Source organism: Burkholderia sp. Leaf177 (assembly GCF_001424345.1).
Classification (GTDB): domain Bacteria; phylum Pseudomonadota; class Gammaproteobacteria; order Burkholderiales; family Burkholderiaceae; genus Caballeronia.
This window is the reverse complement of record NZ_LMPF01000022.1, coordinates 448,931-468,036: the sequence shown is the minus strand read 5'-3', so window position 1 is coordinate 468,036 and position 19,106 is coordinate 448,931. Positions and strand designations below refer to the sequence as shown.

Sequence of the window (19,106 nt, the reverse complement as noted above, 5' to 3'; positions counted from 1 at the left end):
CTAAATATCATTTAGATTTGGTGCGGCTACACATGGTAGCCTTCCATAGTCGGCGTACATGTTGTTTTTCAGCTTGCCGAGTGCATGTGATCTGATTCTTCGGCAAAGACCCGCGGGCTTTAACGCCTCGTTCTATAGCAGATGGGTGTGTGCAGCGTTGCGCTTTAGTCGATGACGGCTGCAGATTGCGCGGCCCGCATTGATTTTTTGGAAGTCCTCTCTCGATCTTTGTGAGAACACAGCGATCCCGGATCGCGCGGCTGACAATGGCCGTTCGCCATGGAAGGTCTGTCGGCCGAAAGTCAAGCGTACGTGATGATCGCTATCGGCACGGCTTAGGACGGTGGTACATCTCGGATTATTCTACCGCTGAACCATCTCGTTATCCACTCATCCGATGGCAACGATGTCCATATCGAGTAGCAGCATCAACATATCGACGTTGAGTACGTCTGCCACTTGCCTAAGCAGGCCAACCTTGAAATGAGTTGCGTAGATTTTCTTGTATCGTGGAACACCAACGCTGGTGATCAGGCTCATTTGTCTTGATCGGGATCATGTTGTCTTGTGATAGGGAGATAAAACTCGTTCAAAATCTCATACAGTTTCCAGACAGGACATGGCCGCCGACATAGCCCATCGAAACCCATATTTCTTAGGGTCTCGGCACTTTCTTCCTTCGCGATGTCGCTCATCGCAATCCACAGACGTGCGGAATGCAGCGGATCCGATTTCATAGCGAGCATGAAGGCATAATCGGTCTTATCTTCTAACCTGGTATCGATAAAAACGACCGCAGGATCCCAAAAGTCGAGCTGTAGGTGAAGGCTTTCGAGGTCGGGCGCGTACATGCTCGAATTGCCTCGCAATCCGAGCATCAGGACAATTGACTCGCCAATGGAACGATCCGTATGAGCAACGAGCACCTTTCGCTGTATGCCAGGCTGGACGGATCTTTTTTTGTTCCAGACTGAAAATTCCGTCTGGTCGTCGTGTGGTAGGCGCTTGCTCATTTTCTCAAAAACCGGGATTAACGTTCGGAGGCGCGCGGCGGTGCAAGACCTGCACAACTGAACGATGAGCCCAATTTCGAGCGAGTAACACATCTTCCTACGGATTTGGTCTAGTGTCGATGAATAGCGTCGTGATCGAAGCCGCAACGACAAACAATAGTGTTCGGTAAACCTGTGACCCGTAGGCGTTCACAGTTCGCACTTTGAGCCAAACTATTCTGTTAATCATGCAACTTGCACAGATGTTGGATACGGTGCATTTATGAACGCGAACGTGTGAAAACCTGTATCTGCGTCGTGCTTGCCCGTCATGACTCCGTCTGAAAAAAGCTGTCCGGCAAATCTGCGATCTGCCACATAGGACAAGGCCTACGCGAATGTCCGTCGTACCATGCACTTCTAAGGGCCTCGACAGGCTCTTCTGGAGCAAAACTGCTCATCGCAATCGGGAGTCTTTTTGTCGAACGCTCGTTCATGCCAAGTTCTTTTGCAGCGTCGTAGTTTTTGGTTACCCCGACATGCGTATCAAGAAGGATCGCAAGCGAATTGGAAACAATGATATCCCCACGCGCGGCAAACATGTCGGTTGCGAGCATCGCCGAAGATCCCTTTAGGCTAAGGAGGTATGCAATGTTGTCACCAACCATCCGCAGAGTGGATTACGAGTATTCTTCGTTCGCTTTGACCGATACCAATCTGTTTGCGGTTTTACAACTCGCATTGAAGCGAACTGCCTTCGCCAGCACGAAAACTCAGAACGACTCCGCGTGAATGACTGCTTACCCCGTATATTTAATAGGCCAAAATAGTGTCGGTGACGTAATGCGGTGCCTAACGGCACTAAATCGCGCACGGACAGATCAAACTAGGCTTAACCGACGCAGCGCATCTCGACCAATCTATATTTGAAGTTTTCGCCTAAGGCGGATGCGTTTACGTGACGGGTCTGCAATAGCGCCGGGTTGAATTTAAGATGCCGCCGCAGTCGCCGCGCGGCGTCATCCGAGATGGAACTGCTCTGAACGAGGCCATTCGCATCCGTAAAAGTAACATTACAATACATTGAGCATCATGGCTGATCACCATAGGCGTTTTGGGCATTTATCCATGCTTTGCAAACCATTGCTCTTATAGTCGTAAATTGAGGTCAAATAATTTCCGAGGTTGTTGCATTCCCCAGCATTGGTTGAATTACACATTGCAATCGTTCATCCTACAAGCACCCTAGCAGCAGGCTGCGAGCTACGCGTGCCACCGGACAGCCTGAAATAAAGATGATTTTTCAAACATGCAACTGATAACAGCAGAAGCACGGAAATTTCAATGCGGGGTCAAATCGCCGTGAAGCACCTCAAAGAGCGGTTCTGATGCAAAAAATGTTAACGGCGAGTCTCGTGGAGCATAGTGAATCGGTACGATGCCCAAAAGGTGTGTCCGTACTTATGTAAGCATCACGCTAACAAATTGGTCTACACTTGAGATAGATTTTCAAAGCCCTTGGAGCAACGACATTTAGTGGAAGACGCGCCGCGTAGAATCCGACTATTACTTTTTCCGACACGCTGGGAAAAAAAATGACTTTTCTTGGACGGGAAACAATTATCGCTCCGTATGCCCTGTGGAGCTATAAAACCGGCGGATCATCGGCTTGCAAAGTCACAAAAAAATGATCGAACCGTAACGTACGATTGGCTCGAAGCGTGGGGCATCCCCGTTGCCTTGACCCATGCTTCCCAGTCGCCCGGACGGGTTTCGCTTGTCAACCAGGTTTCGTTACTCAATTGTTCAACGGTCTTGACGCCCGATCGCAAAATCAGCGCGGGACTCGCAATGACCGTGTTTGACTCCCGGAAAGGTGGCCACGTCTGATACTGGCCACTGCCTGGTACCTCCCTTCGTATGGCGATATCAAACCTGCGCCTTAGCGCCGCTTCCGTGAACGTGGTGCCTATGGGCATTTGACGCCGTCGACTTTCTCTTTATTACATTCGTACTTGCGGACATAGCGAGGTCGTTTGATGTCACTTTGCACACTGCTTCATTATTAATTCTGGCGATTTTCGGAGTGCGTTGGTTAGATGGCCTCCTATTCGGAAATCTCAGCTGCAAGATTGGCCGCAAGGAGCCAACGTTAATGTTTTTATTGCTGCCTCGGATATTCGGGCGTCAATCGCTTTTAGGCGTACTGGCGCTCGGTAAAGGGCCATGGGCCTGGCGACGATCTTTTTTCGCACACGCCTGCGCTGCCTGCGCTCAGACCGACAAACGTCGTTGCGCAGAGAGCGGCAATTCTTGCCGTGCACGTTAGGTAACCGCGTGATGGGATCTGCGAGACTCGAGCCTAGTTCGACTTGGTCGCGCCGAACGCGCGTACGCAAACGTCCTCTTGAGGCTTTGTCCATGGCAACGCTTTGCCGTCTTCGTACACACGCGATGCTTGTTAATTAAACGACTTCCGAACGCCTGCAAGTGCGAACTTCGCTGTACCGGCTATTTTTCAGTGAACGAGGCGCTGAGGTTTTTGGATCGAGATCCGCCCTATCACGTATCGCAAAAAAATCATCTTGCTCGGCCGCTGGCAGGTTCTCGAATGTCCGCGTAGGCATACGTTTCTCCGGTAGGCATGATCTGTACGTAACACGACGAAAACAGATCTGTCCTAAGGAGAAACTCTAAACGTAAAAAAGCCCGCGATGAAACCGGCGGGCGAGCATGAGGCCGGTAAGAGAAAGCCACTGCAAAGGACGTGTTGATGGTAGTGGCTAATTGGCGACACGCATAGCCACGGCAGCGAAATGCGCCGTTTCAAAATCGATCACGATCAGATACAAATCATCCGTTCATCTCGCCGGCTGCTGCTCAAAGTAGCTTGAAAGTATGAGTTTCTGGTTTCGTATCGGCGTGCGCCTCTGGCACCGATGACGTGAAACACTGCTTCGCGAGAACGTTGGCGTGATGGACGATTATTTTGGGACAAGCGATTGATGCGGGTATGACTGCAGATCGTCAACCTACTATCGGGGCTAGCCAACAAATAAAGATTACGGACAGAGATACATGTCCGTTGTTTCAAATTACTCCAATCGCGATGGATTGACGTTTCATTTAACAAGTATCAAGTCAAAGATGGAGGGTGCAATTCGTACGTGTCTGCTAAATACAGACCTGTGAATATCCACCGGTGGAGCAACAGTATCCCACCCGCACACGATTAAGGAACACGCGGGATATGGGCGCGGAGCCTGTCTCCACGCCTTGGGCGCAACAATGAACACGGGGACTTATCGCTTCAAAGCCCGTGGCATCGGCGGAAATCATCGACTGTGCTGTAAGCACAGGGCAATATGTTCGAAATAAGCCGCCTTGGTGGTTCTTGCGATTGCTGCTGTGATCCAATATCTTGAAGTCGACGCTTCACCGATCTCGATGAGCAAACGCAAATTTAATGCGCGTCGCGAGGATAGAGAACGCCAAATTTGCGGGCGAGCGTGGCAAGTCGGTTGTCCAGCGTCCAGATCTCGGCACTTGGAGTCATTAACGTCGAGGCGAGCAGCATCAAGTCAACAGCGCCGCATCCTTGGCCATACAACCGCTCCGTTTCAATGAAACGCATGGCCTCGCTCCATGTCGCTTGAACAACCTGACGAAGCAGCCCGATATCGTGGAGGGACCGTGCTCGTGGTGCGGGCGGGGTTCCGCACGCCAGCTCAAAGAGAATCAGCGGATGGGTAAGCGCTTGATCCGTGCTAAGCAAGTAAGCGAGCGTCTCATTGCGCTGCCGAAAATGGTCAACCCACACCGAGGTGTCGACCAACACGTTCACGGTGTGTCCGTTTCCAAGCGACGTCGAGGGATCTCGCGCATCTGTGGGATCGTACCGCCAAGCGTAGCAAGACGCTTTGCAGCTTGGATACGGACAAATGTCTGCATCGCGACTCGGAATAAGTCCGCTTTTTCGGTCCCAGGATCGGCAAGTTCCAATGCCTCTTGATAGAGAGCGTCATCGATCGTGACAGTGGTCCTCATTGCTTTTAACCCCTGATTGATGCTTTCATGCATCGATTTTAGCATCAAATCTGCGTTTTGCGAATTTCCTCGGCAAATTCTGATCGCGATGGCTGATGGCCACGGAGTTCGGACTTAGAGTCCAAAAAATGGGCTTGTTCGCTTCCGCTACGCCATTTGCCATGCTAATTAAGCGAGCCGACTGGACCTACGTACGCACTGCACCATAACCGAGCGTAACATTGTTCCGAGGAATGAGAGGCTGTAGACGTCTTTTCAACCCTCGGGAAAACCCCCCACATCCCCTCAATCATTAAAAAGGGCTTAAAGACACTGAAGATGTAGTCCAGAAGCAGAGGTATCTCAACGGGACCAAAGTGGCCAGACCGACCAACGCCAAGCGCAAGAAAGCACTGAAATAAAGCATTGTCCGCGCAGCGGATAGCGAAATGTGGACGCATCTCCGATGCGGACGCGCTCTCTATTGCGGCTCTGCTTCTGCTTCATGACGACCAGCTATCGTCATTGCCAATGCATCGTATGGAGAAGGCTAAGCATCGATTACAAAAACTTCTCGCTCAGGACGAAGGGTTTCCAAACTTCGCTTTATAGCTGTGTAGGTGACAGTTGGTCTTGGCGTGCGCCTCTGGTGACGATGTGGCCAGATGGCTCACTCGACTTACTTCGACGGCGAATTTCGCGTTGGAAACAATCGACAATTGGGCAGGGCTTTCTTCATACTAGCGCTCGCGTCCATGCCGCACGAAGACGACGCGCTCTGTCCTCGAACAGATAAGACATCCCCAAGGTTAGGATGCCGGAAATCATGCCCGTGATAATATGCTCCGCCGCGGCGATATGGTAGTGACCCATATGCGAGTAAGCGTCGCCCGCTGTCGTCAATAATCCTACGATCAGCGCGTTACCATATCGATGGTAAAGTATTTTACTTGCAGGCGTGAACGTCAGGAATATCGCCAGCAGTCCGGTAAGTAGGCCGGTGTGGATGGCGATCGTCCAGTGGATAGGGCTGAGAATAATACCCCAGCTTCCAGACATACACGTCATACACGCGGTAGTTGGTTGGCAGAAGCGCTGGAGAAAGATCTTCAGGCGGTGCGTCCATTCGCTTGACATGATCGATGCCTTCGTTGCCGCCAAGGCCACTATGAGTGAATGGCGTCTCGTAACCTGGAACACGCCCAATCTTTCTCCACTGAGGTAGCTCGGCCTGTGCTGTTATATGACTCAGGACCCGCCGAACCAGTTATAACCTTGGTCGACCCAGTAGCCGCCTGGAAACGTGTTTGTCACGAAGATTTCCATGATGTGCTTCGGATTCTTGTAACCTAGTTTTGTCGGCATCCTGAGCTTCATCGGATAACCGTACTTGGCTGGCAAAAGCTGACCGTCATAAGTGAAGGTCAGCAATGTCTGAGGGTGCAAGGCCGTGGGCATATCGATGCTTTCGTAGTAGTCGTCGGCGCATTTGAAGCCCACATATTTTGCCGATGTATCGGCGCCGATGCGCTTCAACAATTCGGAGAATGGCGTGCCGCCCCAGCGCCCGATCGCGCTCCATCCCTCTACGCAGATATGCCGCGTTATTTGCTCAGCCTTCGGCAGCGCATTGAGATCCTGCAAGGTCCACACGTTCTTGTTCTGCACCAGTCCGCTTATTTTTAAGCGGAAACTTCCGCCGTCCACTTCGGGCGCTTGATCGACGCCGTAAAACGCGTTGAAGGGGAACGGCCGGGTGATCTGCGCTTCCGTGTAGGTAGGAGCGAGCCGATTCGGATCGAAGAGCCATCCTTGCACGGTGTCATTCATGTGCGATATGCGAGTAAGGAATGTATCGACAGATTTATCATCGACCAGCGTGCAGCCAGTCATCATGGCAAGGCCGCCTAGCGTCAATATGCGCTGGCCAAACAAGCGACGTGACGGCTTGTCGAGTTGACGACGCACGTCGATGATCAGCGACTCACGATCGATGTTCAGACGTGGCTTCTTAATAGGTTTGAGCGGGTTCATGCGAGTGATTCCCTTGAGAATTATCGGCCGCGGATCATTGTCAGCAGCGAGCGTGGCACGAGGGTGACCATAACCAGATGCACAACAATAAATGCTGCGATCAGCGACATTGCGCTGAAGTGCACGACCCGTGCAAAGTCATAGCCGCCGAACAGGTCACGGAGGATCGGAAACTGCACGGATTTCCAGATCGCAAGCCCCGACAAGATGAGCACAGTGATATCAAGCATGACAAATAAATAAGCAATTTTTTGCACGGCGTTGTACTTGCTTGGGTCGGCGTGCGACAAATGCCCTTTTAATGCCTTGCCGAGATCGTGCAAGACTGCGAGCGGTGACAGCGGAAAGAATTTTGTTTTGATACGGCCCGTGGCGATGTTCATACCGAGGTAGAACAGGCCGTTAAAGAACAACAGCCACATCGCTGCAAAATGCCATTGCAAGGCACCGCCCAACCATCCACCAAGCGTAACGCTATTGGGAATTATGAAACCCTTGAAAACCGGCGAAGCGTTATAGATTCGCCATCCCGACATCAGCATGAGCACAACGGCTAGCGCGTTTAGCCAGTGCGCCAAGCGCACCCATACAGCGTGTAAAATTGAACTATGTTGATGCTGAATCGTCGTGCTCATGTGGGCTTCTGAAAGTGGCGCTTAAATCTAAGAGGGCAAACCCGTCTTTCTATGCAAAGATGACCTAGTAGCCCGCGTGCATTGTGAGCGTCACGACGGTCTTCGCATTATGGTTGCAAGCGATATAGCTCAACCGCTTGTCGCTCGGCAACCAATCATTGCTTCTTTCGACGCTTATCAACACGACAAGCTCTGCGAGCTGAGGCAGACCCGACGTGTCTCGTGCAGCTTATGTGCTCGCCTTGGCCGCAGCCTCGTTGAACTACCGCAACAAGCGCGCAGTGGACGGGATAATGGTGCGCGCATGACGGACTCGGGGACAGCGAAGGCTACGAAAATCACGCCGTTTTATTGAGGACGGCCTTTCTGCAGCCTTTACTTAGACATAGCGCCGGATGCTTCGTGGGCCATCCCGTCCTTCATTTTGTCGTCATGCTTCATGGCGTTGGTCGTACCTTCTTTCTTCATTGCGTCATGACTCATGCCGTCCTTCGACATGGAGTCCTTTGCCATCGAATCCTTTGCCATCGAATCGTGGCTCATGGCGTCGTTAGACATCGCGCCGCTTGCTTGGGCGAATGCCGAGCCACCGCACGCGAGGAAGCCGGCTGCGATTGCTGCGAGAGCAAATTTTTTCATTTGTAACTCCAATTAGATTAAGTTTGCCGGTCGGGCCAGCGGTTAGATAAATTCAAGACAAAAGAATAGCTGCCCTGTACTGACTAATTCGCCGCGCGTGAACTACCGGTTACAGACGTCCGTAATTTTTATTGTGATCACTGAAAATGTAAGGATCAGCTTGCCGAACAACCAAAATTTCATCCTACCCAGAGCTGACCCATCGCGTGCGGAGCTTGCTGGAATCTTCGGTGCTTGTCGCTATTAAGCTCACGCCCCTGCGCACCACCGACCAGCGATCACGGATGTAGACTTTCGGTCCTGTTGATACCGCAGCGTTGTCGGCCTTGACTGTTTAGTGTTGTCGGAAGGTGTGTCGAGCGCGCGCGCAGCAAAGAATTAATGGCTGCACTGGTTGCTTAAAAGTTTCCAAATAAATAAAGGAAAACCGCGGCGCAGCGATGGGATGTGCGAATTCAATCGTACCGACCGCGGTCTCCTGCCTCAGGCGGACCGTCGGAAAGCGTTTTGGCTGAGGTTGCGTCGGAGCGGCTAATTGTGACCGCAGCCCGCCTTAGGTTTCAGTTGTGATTGGCGTGGCAGAGTGTGCAACACTGTCGAGCAGCGCGTACAGAGGCCGCACTAGCCTTTCAGTAGGACGCGCTCAAGTCGCTCCCGCGCCAGTACCCGCATCCCGATTAACGTACTTAGCAGCAAGCGCACAAAATCGTCTGCGGATACTGTCGAAGTGACTGTCTTGTCAGCTCGGCCGGCGCGCAGATAGCGCAGAAAAAATGCTCGACGCGCACCAGCATTAGCGATGAGCTTGTGAAACTGGGGTCGTGAACTCTGGACGATTACGATTACGCTACGATACACGCGCTCCTTGTGGCTCACGCCGAACGTTTCAGCAACTCAAGCTATTCGATTGCATTTCGCCGATTGGCCTGCCCGTATTACCGCGCTGCTTACGGCTACGAATAATACTGCTGTGCGACGTTGAGATGCGCCTGGAGAGTGAGTACTTTAGACTTCCAAGTTTTTTGCCCGAATTTGGACACGTCTGCCGCAGCGTAAGCGACTAAATCAACGTTCGTGCCCACTATGAAAGCCATCCGCTACGTCACGGTGAGTCGGCCGACTGCAATTGGTCGAAAAGCGAGGTGTCGCAGGCGAGGCCAGAACCGTGCCGTGACAATAGCCGGTTTCCGCACTGGAACGTCGATTCTGACGAGCTTAAGCGCGGCGTTCGTCCGCTCGCGTCAACGCAAAGACTTCTCCAACGTCTGGCCCTTCGCAAATGTCGCCAGCACGCTAAGACCCGCCACACCGAGCATAACGCCCAAATGCATCGCACCGACCGCGCCTGCGTGATCGAACGCCACACCGCCTGCCAGCGATCCCGCGGCTATCGCCGTCTGCACGGCGCTCACGAACAACGCCGATGCCGCTTCCGGCCGTTCAGACGATGTCATCTGCATCCACACACTCAGGGCGAGTGGGATGGCGCCATAGGCAACGCCCCACGCGAACACGCCCGCTACGACGCCCGGCAGCCACTGCGCGACCACGGGCAATGCCAGCAACGAAGCCATTACTAATACGGTCATCGCGAACAACGCAACACGCGGATGCGACGTTACGAACCGCGCAGCCACGAAGTTCGAAAGAAACCCCACGACGCCGAAGCCCAGCAACAATGCAGTTACCCACCGGGCGTCGAGCGCAGCGTTTGCCTCGAGATATGGCGCGATATATGTATAAGCGCTGAAATGCGCACCGAACAACAGCGCCACCAGCGATAGACTGCGAAGCACCGTCCCACGCGAAAGCATGTGCGCGAAATCCTTCACCCGCGCGGCCGTGCGTGGCGGCAAATCGGGCAACAATAAAGCCTGCGACACCAGCGCGACCAGCGCAAGCGCCGCCGTCCCGTAAAACGATATGCGCCACGACGTAATCTCAGCGATGAACGTCCCCAACGGCACGCCGATCACTGTTGCCAGCGTGATCCCCATGAAGATAACCGCGCTCGCCCGCGCGTTTTCACGCTCCGAAACGATCTGGCCCGACACGCCGAGCGCCACCGTCCAGAAGCCGCCGAGAATGAGCCCAAGCAACGCGCGCCCGGCGAGCATCACGGTTAAATTGGTTGCGAACGCGCTGATGAGATTCGACGCGACGAGCGCGACCGACAGCGTAAGCAGAATCAGCCGCCGGTTCAGACGGCCCGCTGCGAGCAGCAAGAGCGGCGCTGCGAACGCCGCGATGATGCCCGGGGTTGTCGTCATCAAACCGGCGGTGCCGGGCGTCACTGCGAGATCCGATGCAATCTTCGGCAGCACGCCCACCGGCATGTATTCGGTCGTCACGAAAGCGAACGAACCGAGCGCGATGGAAAGCACCGCCAGCCACGAACGCGCGCGTGGAGCGGAAGAGGGGGGCATGGCGTCGCAAACGGGCGCGGTTTGATCGGCATTCATGAGAAGCTCCGAAACAAGTAAAGAAACGGTATCAAGCCGCTACTGCTTGCGGGCTATAAAACGGATAGTCGGTATAGCCCGCTTCCGTGCCGCCGAAGAACGTCTCGCGGTCGTACTTGTTCAACGGAAGGTGCTGGCGCAACCGTTCCGGCAAATCCGGATTCGCGATGAAATGCCGCCCGAAGGCGACGAGATCCGCATCGCCGGCCTGGAGAATTGCATCGGCGCTGTCGCCATCGAAACCGCCTGCCGCGATGATCGGTCCATGAAAATGCGGACGCAGCGACTGCGCAGCGAGCGGACGTTGATCGCGCGTTTCGTCCTCGATATTGCCGACGATGCGCGGTTCAATCAGATGCAGATAGGCAATGCCGAGCTTGTCGAGTTCATCGGTCACATAGGTGAAGAGGGCTTCGGGATTGCTGTCCGACATATCGCCGAATGCGCCGCTTGGACCGATGCGTACCGCGACCTTGTCCGCGCCCCACACGCCGATCACGGCGCGCGTAGCGTCGAGCAGCAGGCGCGCGCGGTTGGCGATCGAACCACCGTATTCGTCGGTGCGCTTGTTGCTGCCGTCCTGAAGGAACTGGTCGAACAGATAACCGTTCGCTGCGTGGAGTTCGACGCCATCGAAACCGGCCTTTACACCGCGCGCCGCGGCATCACGAAAACTTTCTACGATGCCTGCAATTTCCGCTGTCTCGAGCGCGCGATTCGGCGTGTTCGGCACCCAGCCGGATTCGGTGTACGCCACGCCGCCATGTTCGATTTCGGACGGGCCGACCGGGCGGCCGCCATCCGGCTGCAACTGCGCATTCGACTGGCGTCCCGCGTGATAGAGCTGCAGGAACATGCGGCCACCGCGCGCGTGCACGGCATCGGTGACGAGCTTCCATCCGGCGATCTGGCTGTCATCGTAAAGACCGGGCGCACCGAGATATCCGTTGCCGTTCGCGGCGGCGATGGTCGCTTCGCCGATCAGCAGCGCGCCGGGCGAGGTACGTTGCGCGTAGTATTCAGCCATCAACGGGCCGGGACGTGCGCCGCTTTCGGCGCGCATGCGGGTGAGGGGCGCCAACACGACGCGGTGAGCAAATTCATACGAACCGACTTTGACGCTGGAAAAGAGACTGGACATGACGATCTCCGCATTCGGGGAAGCTGTTGTGTCGCGCCGGCTGGCTGCGACTCTGGACTGAACTCTAGACATCGGCGACCGCGCGAAAAACGCTTCATGCGTTCGGTCACACCGGACACCCGTGTCCGCAATCCGCAGAAGCCTGTCGCAGCGTGGCTTCAGCGATTGTTCGACCGCGGCAAACACTTCATTCGCTTTGCCCGCATTTATCGCGTGGAGGCGCATTCCGATAATCCGATCCATCTCGAAGGCGCTTCGCCCTTCGATTCCTTGGAGATTCGAATGATGGAAACGAACCAGAAATTGCCCTTGCGCGTCGGCGTGATCGGCGTTGGCAATTGGGCTCGGCATGGGCATTTGCGCGTGCTCGACCTGCTGCCGCAATACGCTCTTCAGGCGGTTTTCAGCCAGCGGAGGGAAGCAGCCGAAGCGGCGGCGCGCGAATATCACATCGGGCGAGTGGCATCATCGGTGGATGAGTTGATCGATAGTGCGGACATCGATCTAGTTGTCGTTTTGAATACCGCGCCTCAGCACGCACAGACCGTGAAGCGTGTGATCGAAGCAGGCAAGGACGTGTATTGCGAGTGGCCGTTGACGACAACGGTCGCGCAATCGCAGGAATTGCTCGAACTCGCCCGCGCGCGTGACGTGCGTCATATGGTCGGTTTGCAACGACGTGTCGCACCGCATAACCGCTATGTGCGCGATCTACTCGCACAGGGGTTTGTCGGCGAATTGCGTTCGGTGCGTATGCATGTGAGCATGAATTACCTTCAGGCGCTGCGTTCGCGTGCGCTCGAATGGACCGTGCCGCCGGAAAACTTCTCATCCGTGGTGGCGATCTACGGCGGCCACTTCATGGACATGGTGTTCGCGGCCACGGGCTGGCCCGTGGCGATTGCAGCGCTTACGCCGAATCAGTTTCCTTCGGTCACCATCAAGGAAACCGGTGTGTCGATGAACACCACCGCGCCCGATCAGCTCGTGCTCATGGGCATGCTCGACGAGCGCGCGGTGCTGTCGGTGCATATTGAGGGCGGAAAGCGCAACGGGTCGGGCGTGCAGATCGATATCACCGGCACGGAAGGCGATTTACGCATCACGAACGAATCGGCTTTCGGCGATGTTGGCGACGATTATGTGATCCTCGGCGCACATGGCGACAAGCAACCGCTCGCACGGCTCGACGTGCCGCAGGGTTATCATCGTCTGCCGGCGTCAGAGCTACCTTCGGCCGTGCTCGAGTTAGGCGAGTTATATTGGGCATACGCGCATGATGTTTCGCACTGCACGCACGAAGCACCCGATTTCGCGGATGCAGTGCGCATGCATCGGCTGATCGATGGCGCGCTTGCGTCATTCTCGACGCGCCGCTTCATGTTCACCGAATAGACGCGCAACCACGGAGACACGCGCGATGGCCAAGGCCGAACCGGCGAGTGCATCGAACGGCGCGATGGATCACTTGAGCGGCATGGTGATCTTTACGCGCGCGGCGGAAGTGCTGAACTTCGCGGAGGCGGGGCGGCAACTCGGGCTTTCGGCGTCCGCCATCGGAAAGGCTATTGCGCGACTCGAAGCGCGTTTAAGCGTGCGGCTGTTTCATCGCAGCACGCGCAGCGTTCGGCTTACGAACGAAGGCGAACTCTTTCTTATGCGCTGCCAGCGCATTCTCGGCGAGATCGAGGAAGCCGAATCGGAGCTCGCTTTCTCACGCGCGAAGCCGACAGGCCGTTTGCGCGTGAGCATTCCGCTGGTCGGCACGCTGCTGATGCCGGTCATCTCTGCGTTTATGCTTCGATATCCCGACGTTCAACTTGATATCGATTTCAGCGACCGTATCGTGGATGTAATTGACGATCGTCTCGATGTCGTGTTGCGCACCGGCGATGCCGCGGACTCACAACTCACCACGCGGATGCTCGGGCATTACGCGCATCTGATCGTTGCATCGCCGGCTTATTTGAAGGAGCGCGGGATGCCTACGACGCCCGAACAACTGACGACGCACGCGTGTCTGCAACACCGTCTCTCGCGCAGCGGCCGATTGCGTCGATGGAACTTCGTACGCGATAACGCGCCCGTGGAAGTCGAGCTTCCGGCGACAGCCATCGCAAGCGCGGTAGAACCGCTTATCGCAATGGCCGAGCATGGACTAGGTTTGACCAACGCGCCCGATTACCTGGTGCGCGCCCAACTGGCGGATGGCAGGCTCGTCACGGTGCTAAATGCGTTCCTCGAAGACCATATCCCGTTTCGCGCGTTATGGCCGTCAGGACGCATGACACCGCCCAAGGTACGCGTGTTTGTCGATTTCTTGAGCGAACATCTCTTCCCGAATGATGAGCGGCCCCTTGCAGACTGACCCTTCGCTGTCGTTAGACGGAATTCTGTCAATCGGGAATTCAGGTAAAACGGGGATGGACTGAGTCGAGTTGAATGATATGAAAGACCCCCACCCATCGGTAATAACCGCGTTAGCTATCAACCGGTGCGCGCTGATCGATATCGATTTTGGAAAATCGGCAATTATATTGGCTCACTGCTGTTAGGAAGGTTTCCGTCATGACGCATACGATCGTTGGTGTGGACATCGAAAAAAACGTGATGCAGGTTCACTGGGTCGATCCAGAGACCAGCGAGATCGTGAAGAGGCCTGTTAAGCGCGCGGCGTTTCTTGAGTACTTCGCCAATCGCAATGCGTGCCTCATCGGGATGGAGTCTTGCAGCGGTTCGCAACCCTGGGCCCGACGATTGATCGAGATGGGCCGTCTGGTAAAGCTTATGCGCGCAATGTTGGACAAGGCTTTTAACATTGCAACAAAAACGACGCGGCAGACGCGCGAGCAATTTGGATGGCGACGCAGATGGCCAGCAAATCGGTTGCCGTGAAGACCGAGGCGCAGCAGTTGGTCCTCGCTCTACATCGCGTGCGTCAGCAGTTGGTCAAGTTTTGCACAATGCAGATCAACAGCCTGCGTGGGTTGCCAACTGAATATGGCGAGGTGATGGGCGTTGGTCGGGCGGTGTTGAATTGGGCGGTCGCGGGAGTTCCGGAAAGGTTGGCAGGATGCTTGCCTGCGAGTTTGATTGACATATTGCGGGAGCAATGGAGCGGGCTTGAGGATCTGGATCGGCAGATTGCCCAGATCGAGCGTCGGTTGCAGGAATGGATGAAGAATGATGAGGCTGCCAAGGCGATCGCGGAGATTCCGGGCGTTGGTTTGTTAACCGCTACGGCCGCAGTGGCAACGATGGGCCAAGCCAAAGCCTTCAAGTCGGGCCGTCAATTTGCCGCGTGGCTCGGTCTCGTCCCGGGACAGACAGGTTCGGGCAGCAAGATGGAACTCCAGAGGATAAGCAAGTCAGTATGACTCCCCTTCGGCAAGGCTGGCCGCCGAGGGAATTGAGCGCGGGTTAGCATTGCTGCCAGACCCGCATTGAGTGGGGACGGAGTTTCCGCTCAATGGACTGTTCCGACACGGAGGCCAGCGTGGAAAACGATAGCACGTTGTACTTAGGACTGGATGTCCATAAGGATTCGATCACGGTTGCGTACGCCGATCGGCATGAGCGAAGTTAAACTGTTTGGAAAGGTCGGCACCATGCAAATTGATATCGACCGGTTGTGCAAGAGGTTGCAAACAAAGGCGCGACACATTTGCTTTGTCTATGGAGCAGGGCCCTGCGGATATGGGTTGTACAGGAGGCTGGTCGTTAAAGGCTTCGACTGCATGGTCTGCGCACCGTCACTCATTCCACGGAAACCGGGAGATCGCGTCAAAACAGACCGTCGCGACGCGATCAAACTGGTGCGTTCTCCACGCGCCGGAGACCTCTCGGCCGTACATGTGCCATCGGTCGAAGACGAATCGTTCCGAGACCTGGCACGCGCCTGGTCGGCTGCTAGGGAAGATCTGAAGGCCGCACGCTGCAGGCTCAAATCGTTTCTGCTTGCCCACGGCATTCATTACTTTGGCCGGGCCAACTGGGGGCCCACCCACCGACGCTGGATAAGTACGTTCTCGTTCGACAGCGCATGGCAACAGCTGACGTTCAATGAACACAGGCGCACGATCGAAGATCGACTCGCGCAATGTGAGAGGCTGGAGCTGGCATTGCGTGAATCTGTCATCAGCTGGCGGTTTTACCCAGTCGTACTCGCATTGCAGGCTATGCGCGGAATTAACTTCACGTCGGCGATCGGCCTGGTCTCCGAGCTGGGTGACCTGTCGCGCTTCGAACATCCGCGACAACTGATGACGTTGTGTTCCTCGCTGCCGGTGCCGAATGGAAACCGAAGATCTTCATCTTGAAAGCTTGACTGTCTGACGGGCTGAGCCTACCCGTTAGAATGTTTCGAAGAAATACGCGATGGTTTCATCTGACTTGCAAGTCAAGGTCGAGCATCGCATCTTGCATCTTGCATCTTGTTTCTTTGCGGGGTCTTTGTTTTTTCTAAACTTTTGTGACATTGAAAAGGACACGCACTTTATGTCTCCGCCGATGCGGAAAAGACAAGGACAATCGCCCAATCTTCAATACGTTAGAGCTACAACGCCACCCGTTAAGTGGAATAGACGGGAAGCTTTTTCCTAGTGATTAGGTGTTAAAGGCTCTTGGGGATAGATATCCCGTCCTTCAGCGCAAACCCTAGCCGCTGTCCCACAAAGATGCATCTTAGACGCGGGCGCACAACCTTATACAGTGATTCGGCAACAGTTACCCGTAAATCGTTGTGTTGCTGCACAATTTCCCGAATTGGGTAAACAAAACAATGACGCTTAGGTTGGTCGCTTATACTATTTGCCTACCGGGAGCGAACGTTGTAACCGGGGGATGGAACCTGAGAGCAAGATAGGCACGCGCCCACGTAGGTGCGTGCCACCCAAACAAGCGTTGCTCCCGGTCGGACAAGCATGAAAAAAAGCCCCACCTTGTCGGCAGGGCTGAAAGGTTCCCGCCGAGGGCACGGAACCTGAGAGGCCTTCAGCATATCAGGGTTAGTCCTTGCATTTGGCGAATTGTGGCAACAGTTGCGAAATTGCCTGTGCGTTGCCGAACAAATGCTGATCCACGTTTTGAACATATCCAAATTCTTAAGGAGTCAGGCGGCCTCGTCCACGCTTTCTTAGAGCCTCACAAATCGACCTGTGATACGTAAGCGATGCATCAGGGCCGTCTTTACGAGACAAGCGGCTTCGGCTATTTTTGCGTCCACCAAATCGTTGGTGGACGCAATACATGGATAAGTCATTGAGTGGGCGCGGCATGGAAGGTCGCTATAAGCGGCCCAATTTCTCATTGGAATTCAAGCGATAGCTTGCCGAACAATCGTTCGAACCGGGTGCTTCCTTGGCATTGAGCGCCCGTAAGAACGACGTCAACGCAGACCTGCTGTTTAAGTGGCGCCATCAGTAATTGGACGGTGCCTTCGGTTTGCCCACGGTACAGCTGGCGGCGGCGGTTGCTGAGATTCACGCGCCTACGTTATTGCTTGCCTGGTTTCAATGGTCGAGGACGCGCCGACCGTGACGCCAGCGACACGCGCATCCGTAACGGAGGATGCACGCACCGAATCTGGCGTGTGCGAGGTCGACTTCGACCATGCGCGCCTTCGCGTGCGGGGAGAGGTATCGCCGAGCGTGCTGCTCTTGTTGATCCGCGAGTTGTCTCGCCTGCCAGAGACAGCGCAATGATCTGCCAACCGGTTGGTACTCGTGTACGGCTTCACCACGATTGAGGACATGCTGAAGCTCGCTGCGGAATATCGGATCGGTGAAATAGTCGATCAGAAAAACCGTACGGAACAGTCGCCCGATATGAACGCCACCGTCGTACACGGACTGTCCACGCGCCGCTGCGCCGAACCGGGTCAACGCCTCGACCGCCGTACAGCGACCGCTTTGAATCGACGCTGCCACCCGAACGAATTCGTCCCAGATGCTTTCGATGAGGTCCAGGTGCACATCACAGTCGTTCACGGCCACAAGCTCCGCTGGCACGGCGTGATGCCGTGGCACATGCAAACGGCGGTCGCGCAGATGAGCAATTCGTGGCCACAGGTCGAAGCCGAGCGCCCGGGCAAGCCCCATTGCGAAATCCGTATACCCATGAGTGTCCACGGCGAGTTGTGCCACGTCCCTCGTGCACTTTGTCGAATGACGCCTTCGATCGCTGCGCCTGCTTGCAGCTCGTTGAGGATGATGGGTTGATCGTAGAAGATCCCCCAGCGGTCCATCACGTGCGTGTACATGATGGACGCCGTGCGCCGACGCGGGTGAGGAAATGCGGTTCTGTCGCGTCCTACACGGTAAAAACGAACCACGAAGGTGGGAAACGTTCACCCGACTTGATTGAGACTCAACGCGCATTGAATTTTTTGCGTTTGAACAGGGTCGATTCAGCCGATAAGGTTTAGCCGTCGCTGATCGCAGCATTACTCGAACAAGGCGCTTCAACAATTCCATGAGACCTGATGTTTCTATCGTGCTGCTTCACGCTACGCCGGTCGCGATGGCGCCTGTCCTGCAGGCGTTCGCGATCGACTGGCCCGAGGCCAGACTCACCAATCTGCTTGACGACGGTTTGACAACAGCGCGAGGCAAAAGCAAGGAACTGCCCGACGCGCTGCGAACCCGCTTCGTGAACCTCGCGCGTTATGGGTTCGAAACAGGCGCGGATGCCGTGCTCGCCACGTGCTCGGCATTTGGTCCCGCCGTCGACGCAGCCGCTTCGGCGCTTCCCATTCCCGTTTGCAAGCCAAATACCGCGATGTTTGCCGACGCGCTTTCGCGAGGAAAAAACATCGCCATGATTGCGACGTTTGCTCCGGCGCTTCCCACGATGGTGGCGGAATTTTTCGAGGAAGCATCGCGAATCAATCCTGAGGCCACGCTCGCCACGTTCGTGGTGGATGGCGCAATCGATAGTCTGCGCGCTGGCGACACTGCCACGCATAACCGTCTCGTCGCTGAAAAGGCCTCGCAGTTGCACGGCTACGACGCAATCATGCTGGCGCATTTCTCGACCTCCGAAGCGCTCGACGCTGTCTCGCTCGTGGCGAGTTGTCCGGTGTTTTCCGCGCCGCGCAGTGCCGTAGCCGATCTGAAAAGGCGGCTGGGTCTGCTGGATTGAGACGTGACGCTCGCCCATCTCCACAACGGAACCGCTG

The 19,106-nt window shown here is 55.3% G+C and carries 15 protein-coding genes and 4 pseudogenes; 6 read left to right on the top strand and 13 right to left on the bottom strand.

The window, feature by feature from the left end:
- Positions 1 to 390: 390 nt before the first annotated feature.
- The 12 genes from ASG35_RS31585 to ASG35_RS20835 form a co-directional block, all read right to left on the bottom strand.
- Positions 391 to 540, bottom strand: coding sequence for a hypothetical protein (locus tag ASG35_RS31585; protein WP_156393296.1), 150 nt, complete (start codon positions 538 to 540; stop codon positions 391 to 393).
- On the bottom strand, positions 537 to 1,013 hold the full coding sequence (locus ASG35_RS20880; RefSeq protein WP_156393295.1) for a response regulator receiver protein: 477 nt from the start codon (positions 1,011 to 1,013) through the stop codon (positions 537 to 539). Before ASG35_RS20880 ends, ASG35_RS31585 begins: the two co-directional genes overlap by 4 nt.
- A 308-nt stretch (positions 1,014 to 1,321) precedes the next feature.
- The gene (locus ASG35_RS20875) at positions 1,322 to 1,609 is read right to left on the bottom strand and encodes a hypothetical protein (protein WP_156393294.1); all 288 of its coding nucleotides are present in this window, start codon (positions 1,607 to 1,609) and stop codon (positions 1,322 to 1,324) included.
- Between the two features lie 1,044 nt (positions 1,610 to 2,653).
- Positions 2,654 to 2,971, bottom strand: a complete 318-nt coding sequence (locus ASG35_RS32550; RefSeq protein WP_327019659.1) for a LysR substrate-binding domain-containing protein — start codon at positions 2,969 to 2,971, stop codon at positions 2,654 to 2,656.
- A gap of 1,484 nt (positions 2,972 to 4,455) precedes the next feature.
- Positions 4,456 to 4,836 (bottom strand): type II toxin-antitoxin system VapC family toxin, encoded by a 381-nt coding sequence (locus tag ASG35_RS20870; protein WP_056361996.1) that lies wholly within the window; start codon positions 4,834 to 4,836, stop codon positions 4,456 to 4,458.
- On the bottom strand, positions 4,833 to 5,039 hold the full coding sequence (locus ASG35_RS20865) for a type II toxin-antitoxin system VapB family antitoxin (RefSeq protein WP_056362190.1): 207 nt from the start codon (positions 5,037 to 5,039) through the stop codon (positions 4,833 to 4,835). The genes ASG35_RS20870 and ASG35_RS20865 overlap by 4 nt, the downstream gene beginning before the upstream one ends.
- Positions 5,040 to 5,753: 714 nt before the next feature.
- Positions 5,754 to 6,155, bottom strand: a complete 402-nt coding sequence (locus ASG35_RS20860; protein ID WP_056361994.1) for a hypothetical protein — start codon at positions 6,153 to 6,155, stop codon at positions 5,754 to 5,756.
- A 111-nt stretch (positions 6,156 to 6,266) separates the two neighbouring features.
- Positions 6,267 to 7,052 (bottom strand): molybdopterin-dependent oxidoreductase, encoded by a 786-nt coding sequence (locus ASG35_RS20855; protein WP_056361991.1) that lies wholly within the window; start codon positions 7,050 to 7,052, stop codon positions 6,267 to 6,269.
- 20 nt (positions 7,053 to 7,072) lie between these two features.
- On the bottom strand, positions 7,073 to 7,687 hold the full coding sequence (locus tag ASG35_RS20850; RefSeq protein ID WP_056361989.1) for a cytochrome b/b6 domain-containing protein: 615 nt from the start codon (positions 7,685 to 7,687) through the stop codon (positions 7,073 to 7,075).
- Positions 7,688 to 8,062: 375 nt separating this feature from the next.
- Positions 8,063 to 8,326 carry a pentapeptide MXKDX repeat protein gene (locus tag ASG35_RS20845; protein ID WP_056361984.1) on the bottom strand — a complete coding sequence of 88 codons (264 nt, stop codon included), beginning with the start codon at positions 8,324 to 8,326 and terminating at the stop codon, positions 8,063 to 8,065.
- A gap of 1,241 nt (positions 8,327 to 9,567) precedes the next feature.
- Complete coding sequence (locus ASG35_RS20840) at positions 9,568 to 10,788, bottom strand: MFS transporter (protein ID WP_056361981.1); 1,221 nt, start codon at positions 10,786 to 10,788, stop codon at positions 9,568 to 9,570.
- Positions 10,789 to 10,819: 31 nt separating this feature from the next.
- Positions 10,820 to 11,929 (bottom strand): alkene reductase, encoded by a 1,110-nt coding sequence (locus ASG35_RS20835; RefSeq protein WP_056361978.1) that lies wholly within the window; start codon positions 11,927 to 11,929, stop codon positions 10,820 to 10,822.
- Positions 11,930 to 12,025: 96 nt separating this feature from the next.
- On the opposite strand from ASG35_RS20835, the gene ASG35_RS20830 reads away from it, so the two are divergent.
- From ASG35_RS20830 to ASG35_RS32825, 5 genes and pseudogenes are all read left to right on the top strand, one after another.
- Positions 12,026 to 13,324: a Gfo/Idh/MocA family protein gene (locus ASG35_RS20830; protein WP_235527648.1), complete on the top strand. Its 1,299-nt coding sequence runs from the start codon at positions 12,026 to 12,028 to the stop codon at positions 13,322 to 13,324.
- A 64-nt stretch (positions 13,325 to 13,388) separates the two neighbouring features.
- Positions 13,389 to 14,297, top strand: coding sequence for a LysR family transcriptional regulator (locus ASG35_RS20825; RefSeq protein WP_056362183.1), 909 nt, complete (start codon positions 13,389 to 13,391; stop codon positions 14,295 to 14,297).
- Between the two features lie 200 nt (positions 14,298 to 14,497).
- Positions 14,498 to 15,297: pseudogene (locus ASG35_RS20820) on the top strand (IS110 family transposase); the annotation flags it as partial.
- A gap of 128 nt (positions 15,298 to 15,425) precedes the next feature.
- Positions 15,426 to 16,197: pseudogene (locus ASG35_RS20815) on the top strand (IS110 family transposase); the annotation flags it as partial.
- 1,072 nt (positions 16,198 to 17,269) lie between these two features.
- A pseudogene (locus ASG35_RS32825) lies at positions 17,270 to 17,353 on the top strand (IS66-like element accessory protein TnpA); the annotation flags it as partial.
- A gap of 290 nt (positions 17,354 to 17,643) precedes the next feature.
- Here the strand turns inward: ASG35_RS32825 and ASG35_RS20810 are convergent.
- Positions 17,644 to 18,212: pseudogene (locus tag ASG35_RS20810) on the bottom strand (Tn3 family transposase); the annotation flags it as partial.
- 188 nt (positions 18,213 to 18,400) lie between these two features.
- On the opposite strand from ASG35_RS20810, the gene ASG35_RS20805 reads away from it, so the two are divergent.
- Complete coding sequence (locus tag ASG35_RS20805; protein ID WP_056361972.1) at positions 18,401 to 19,069, top strand: arylsulfatase; 669 nt, start codon at positions 18,401 to 18,403, stop codon at positions 19,067 to 19,069.
- The last annotated feature ends 37 nt before the right edge of the window (positions 19,070 to 19,106 follow it).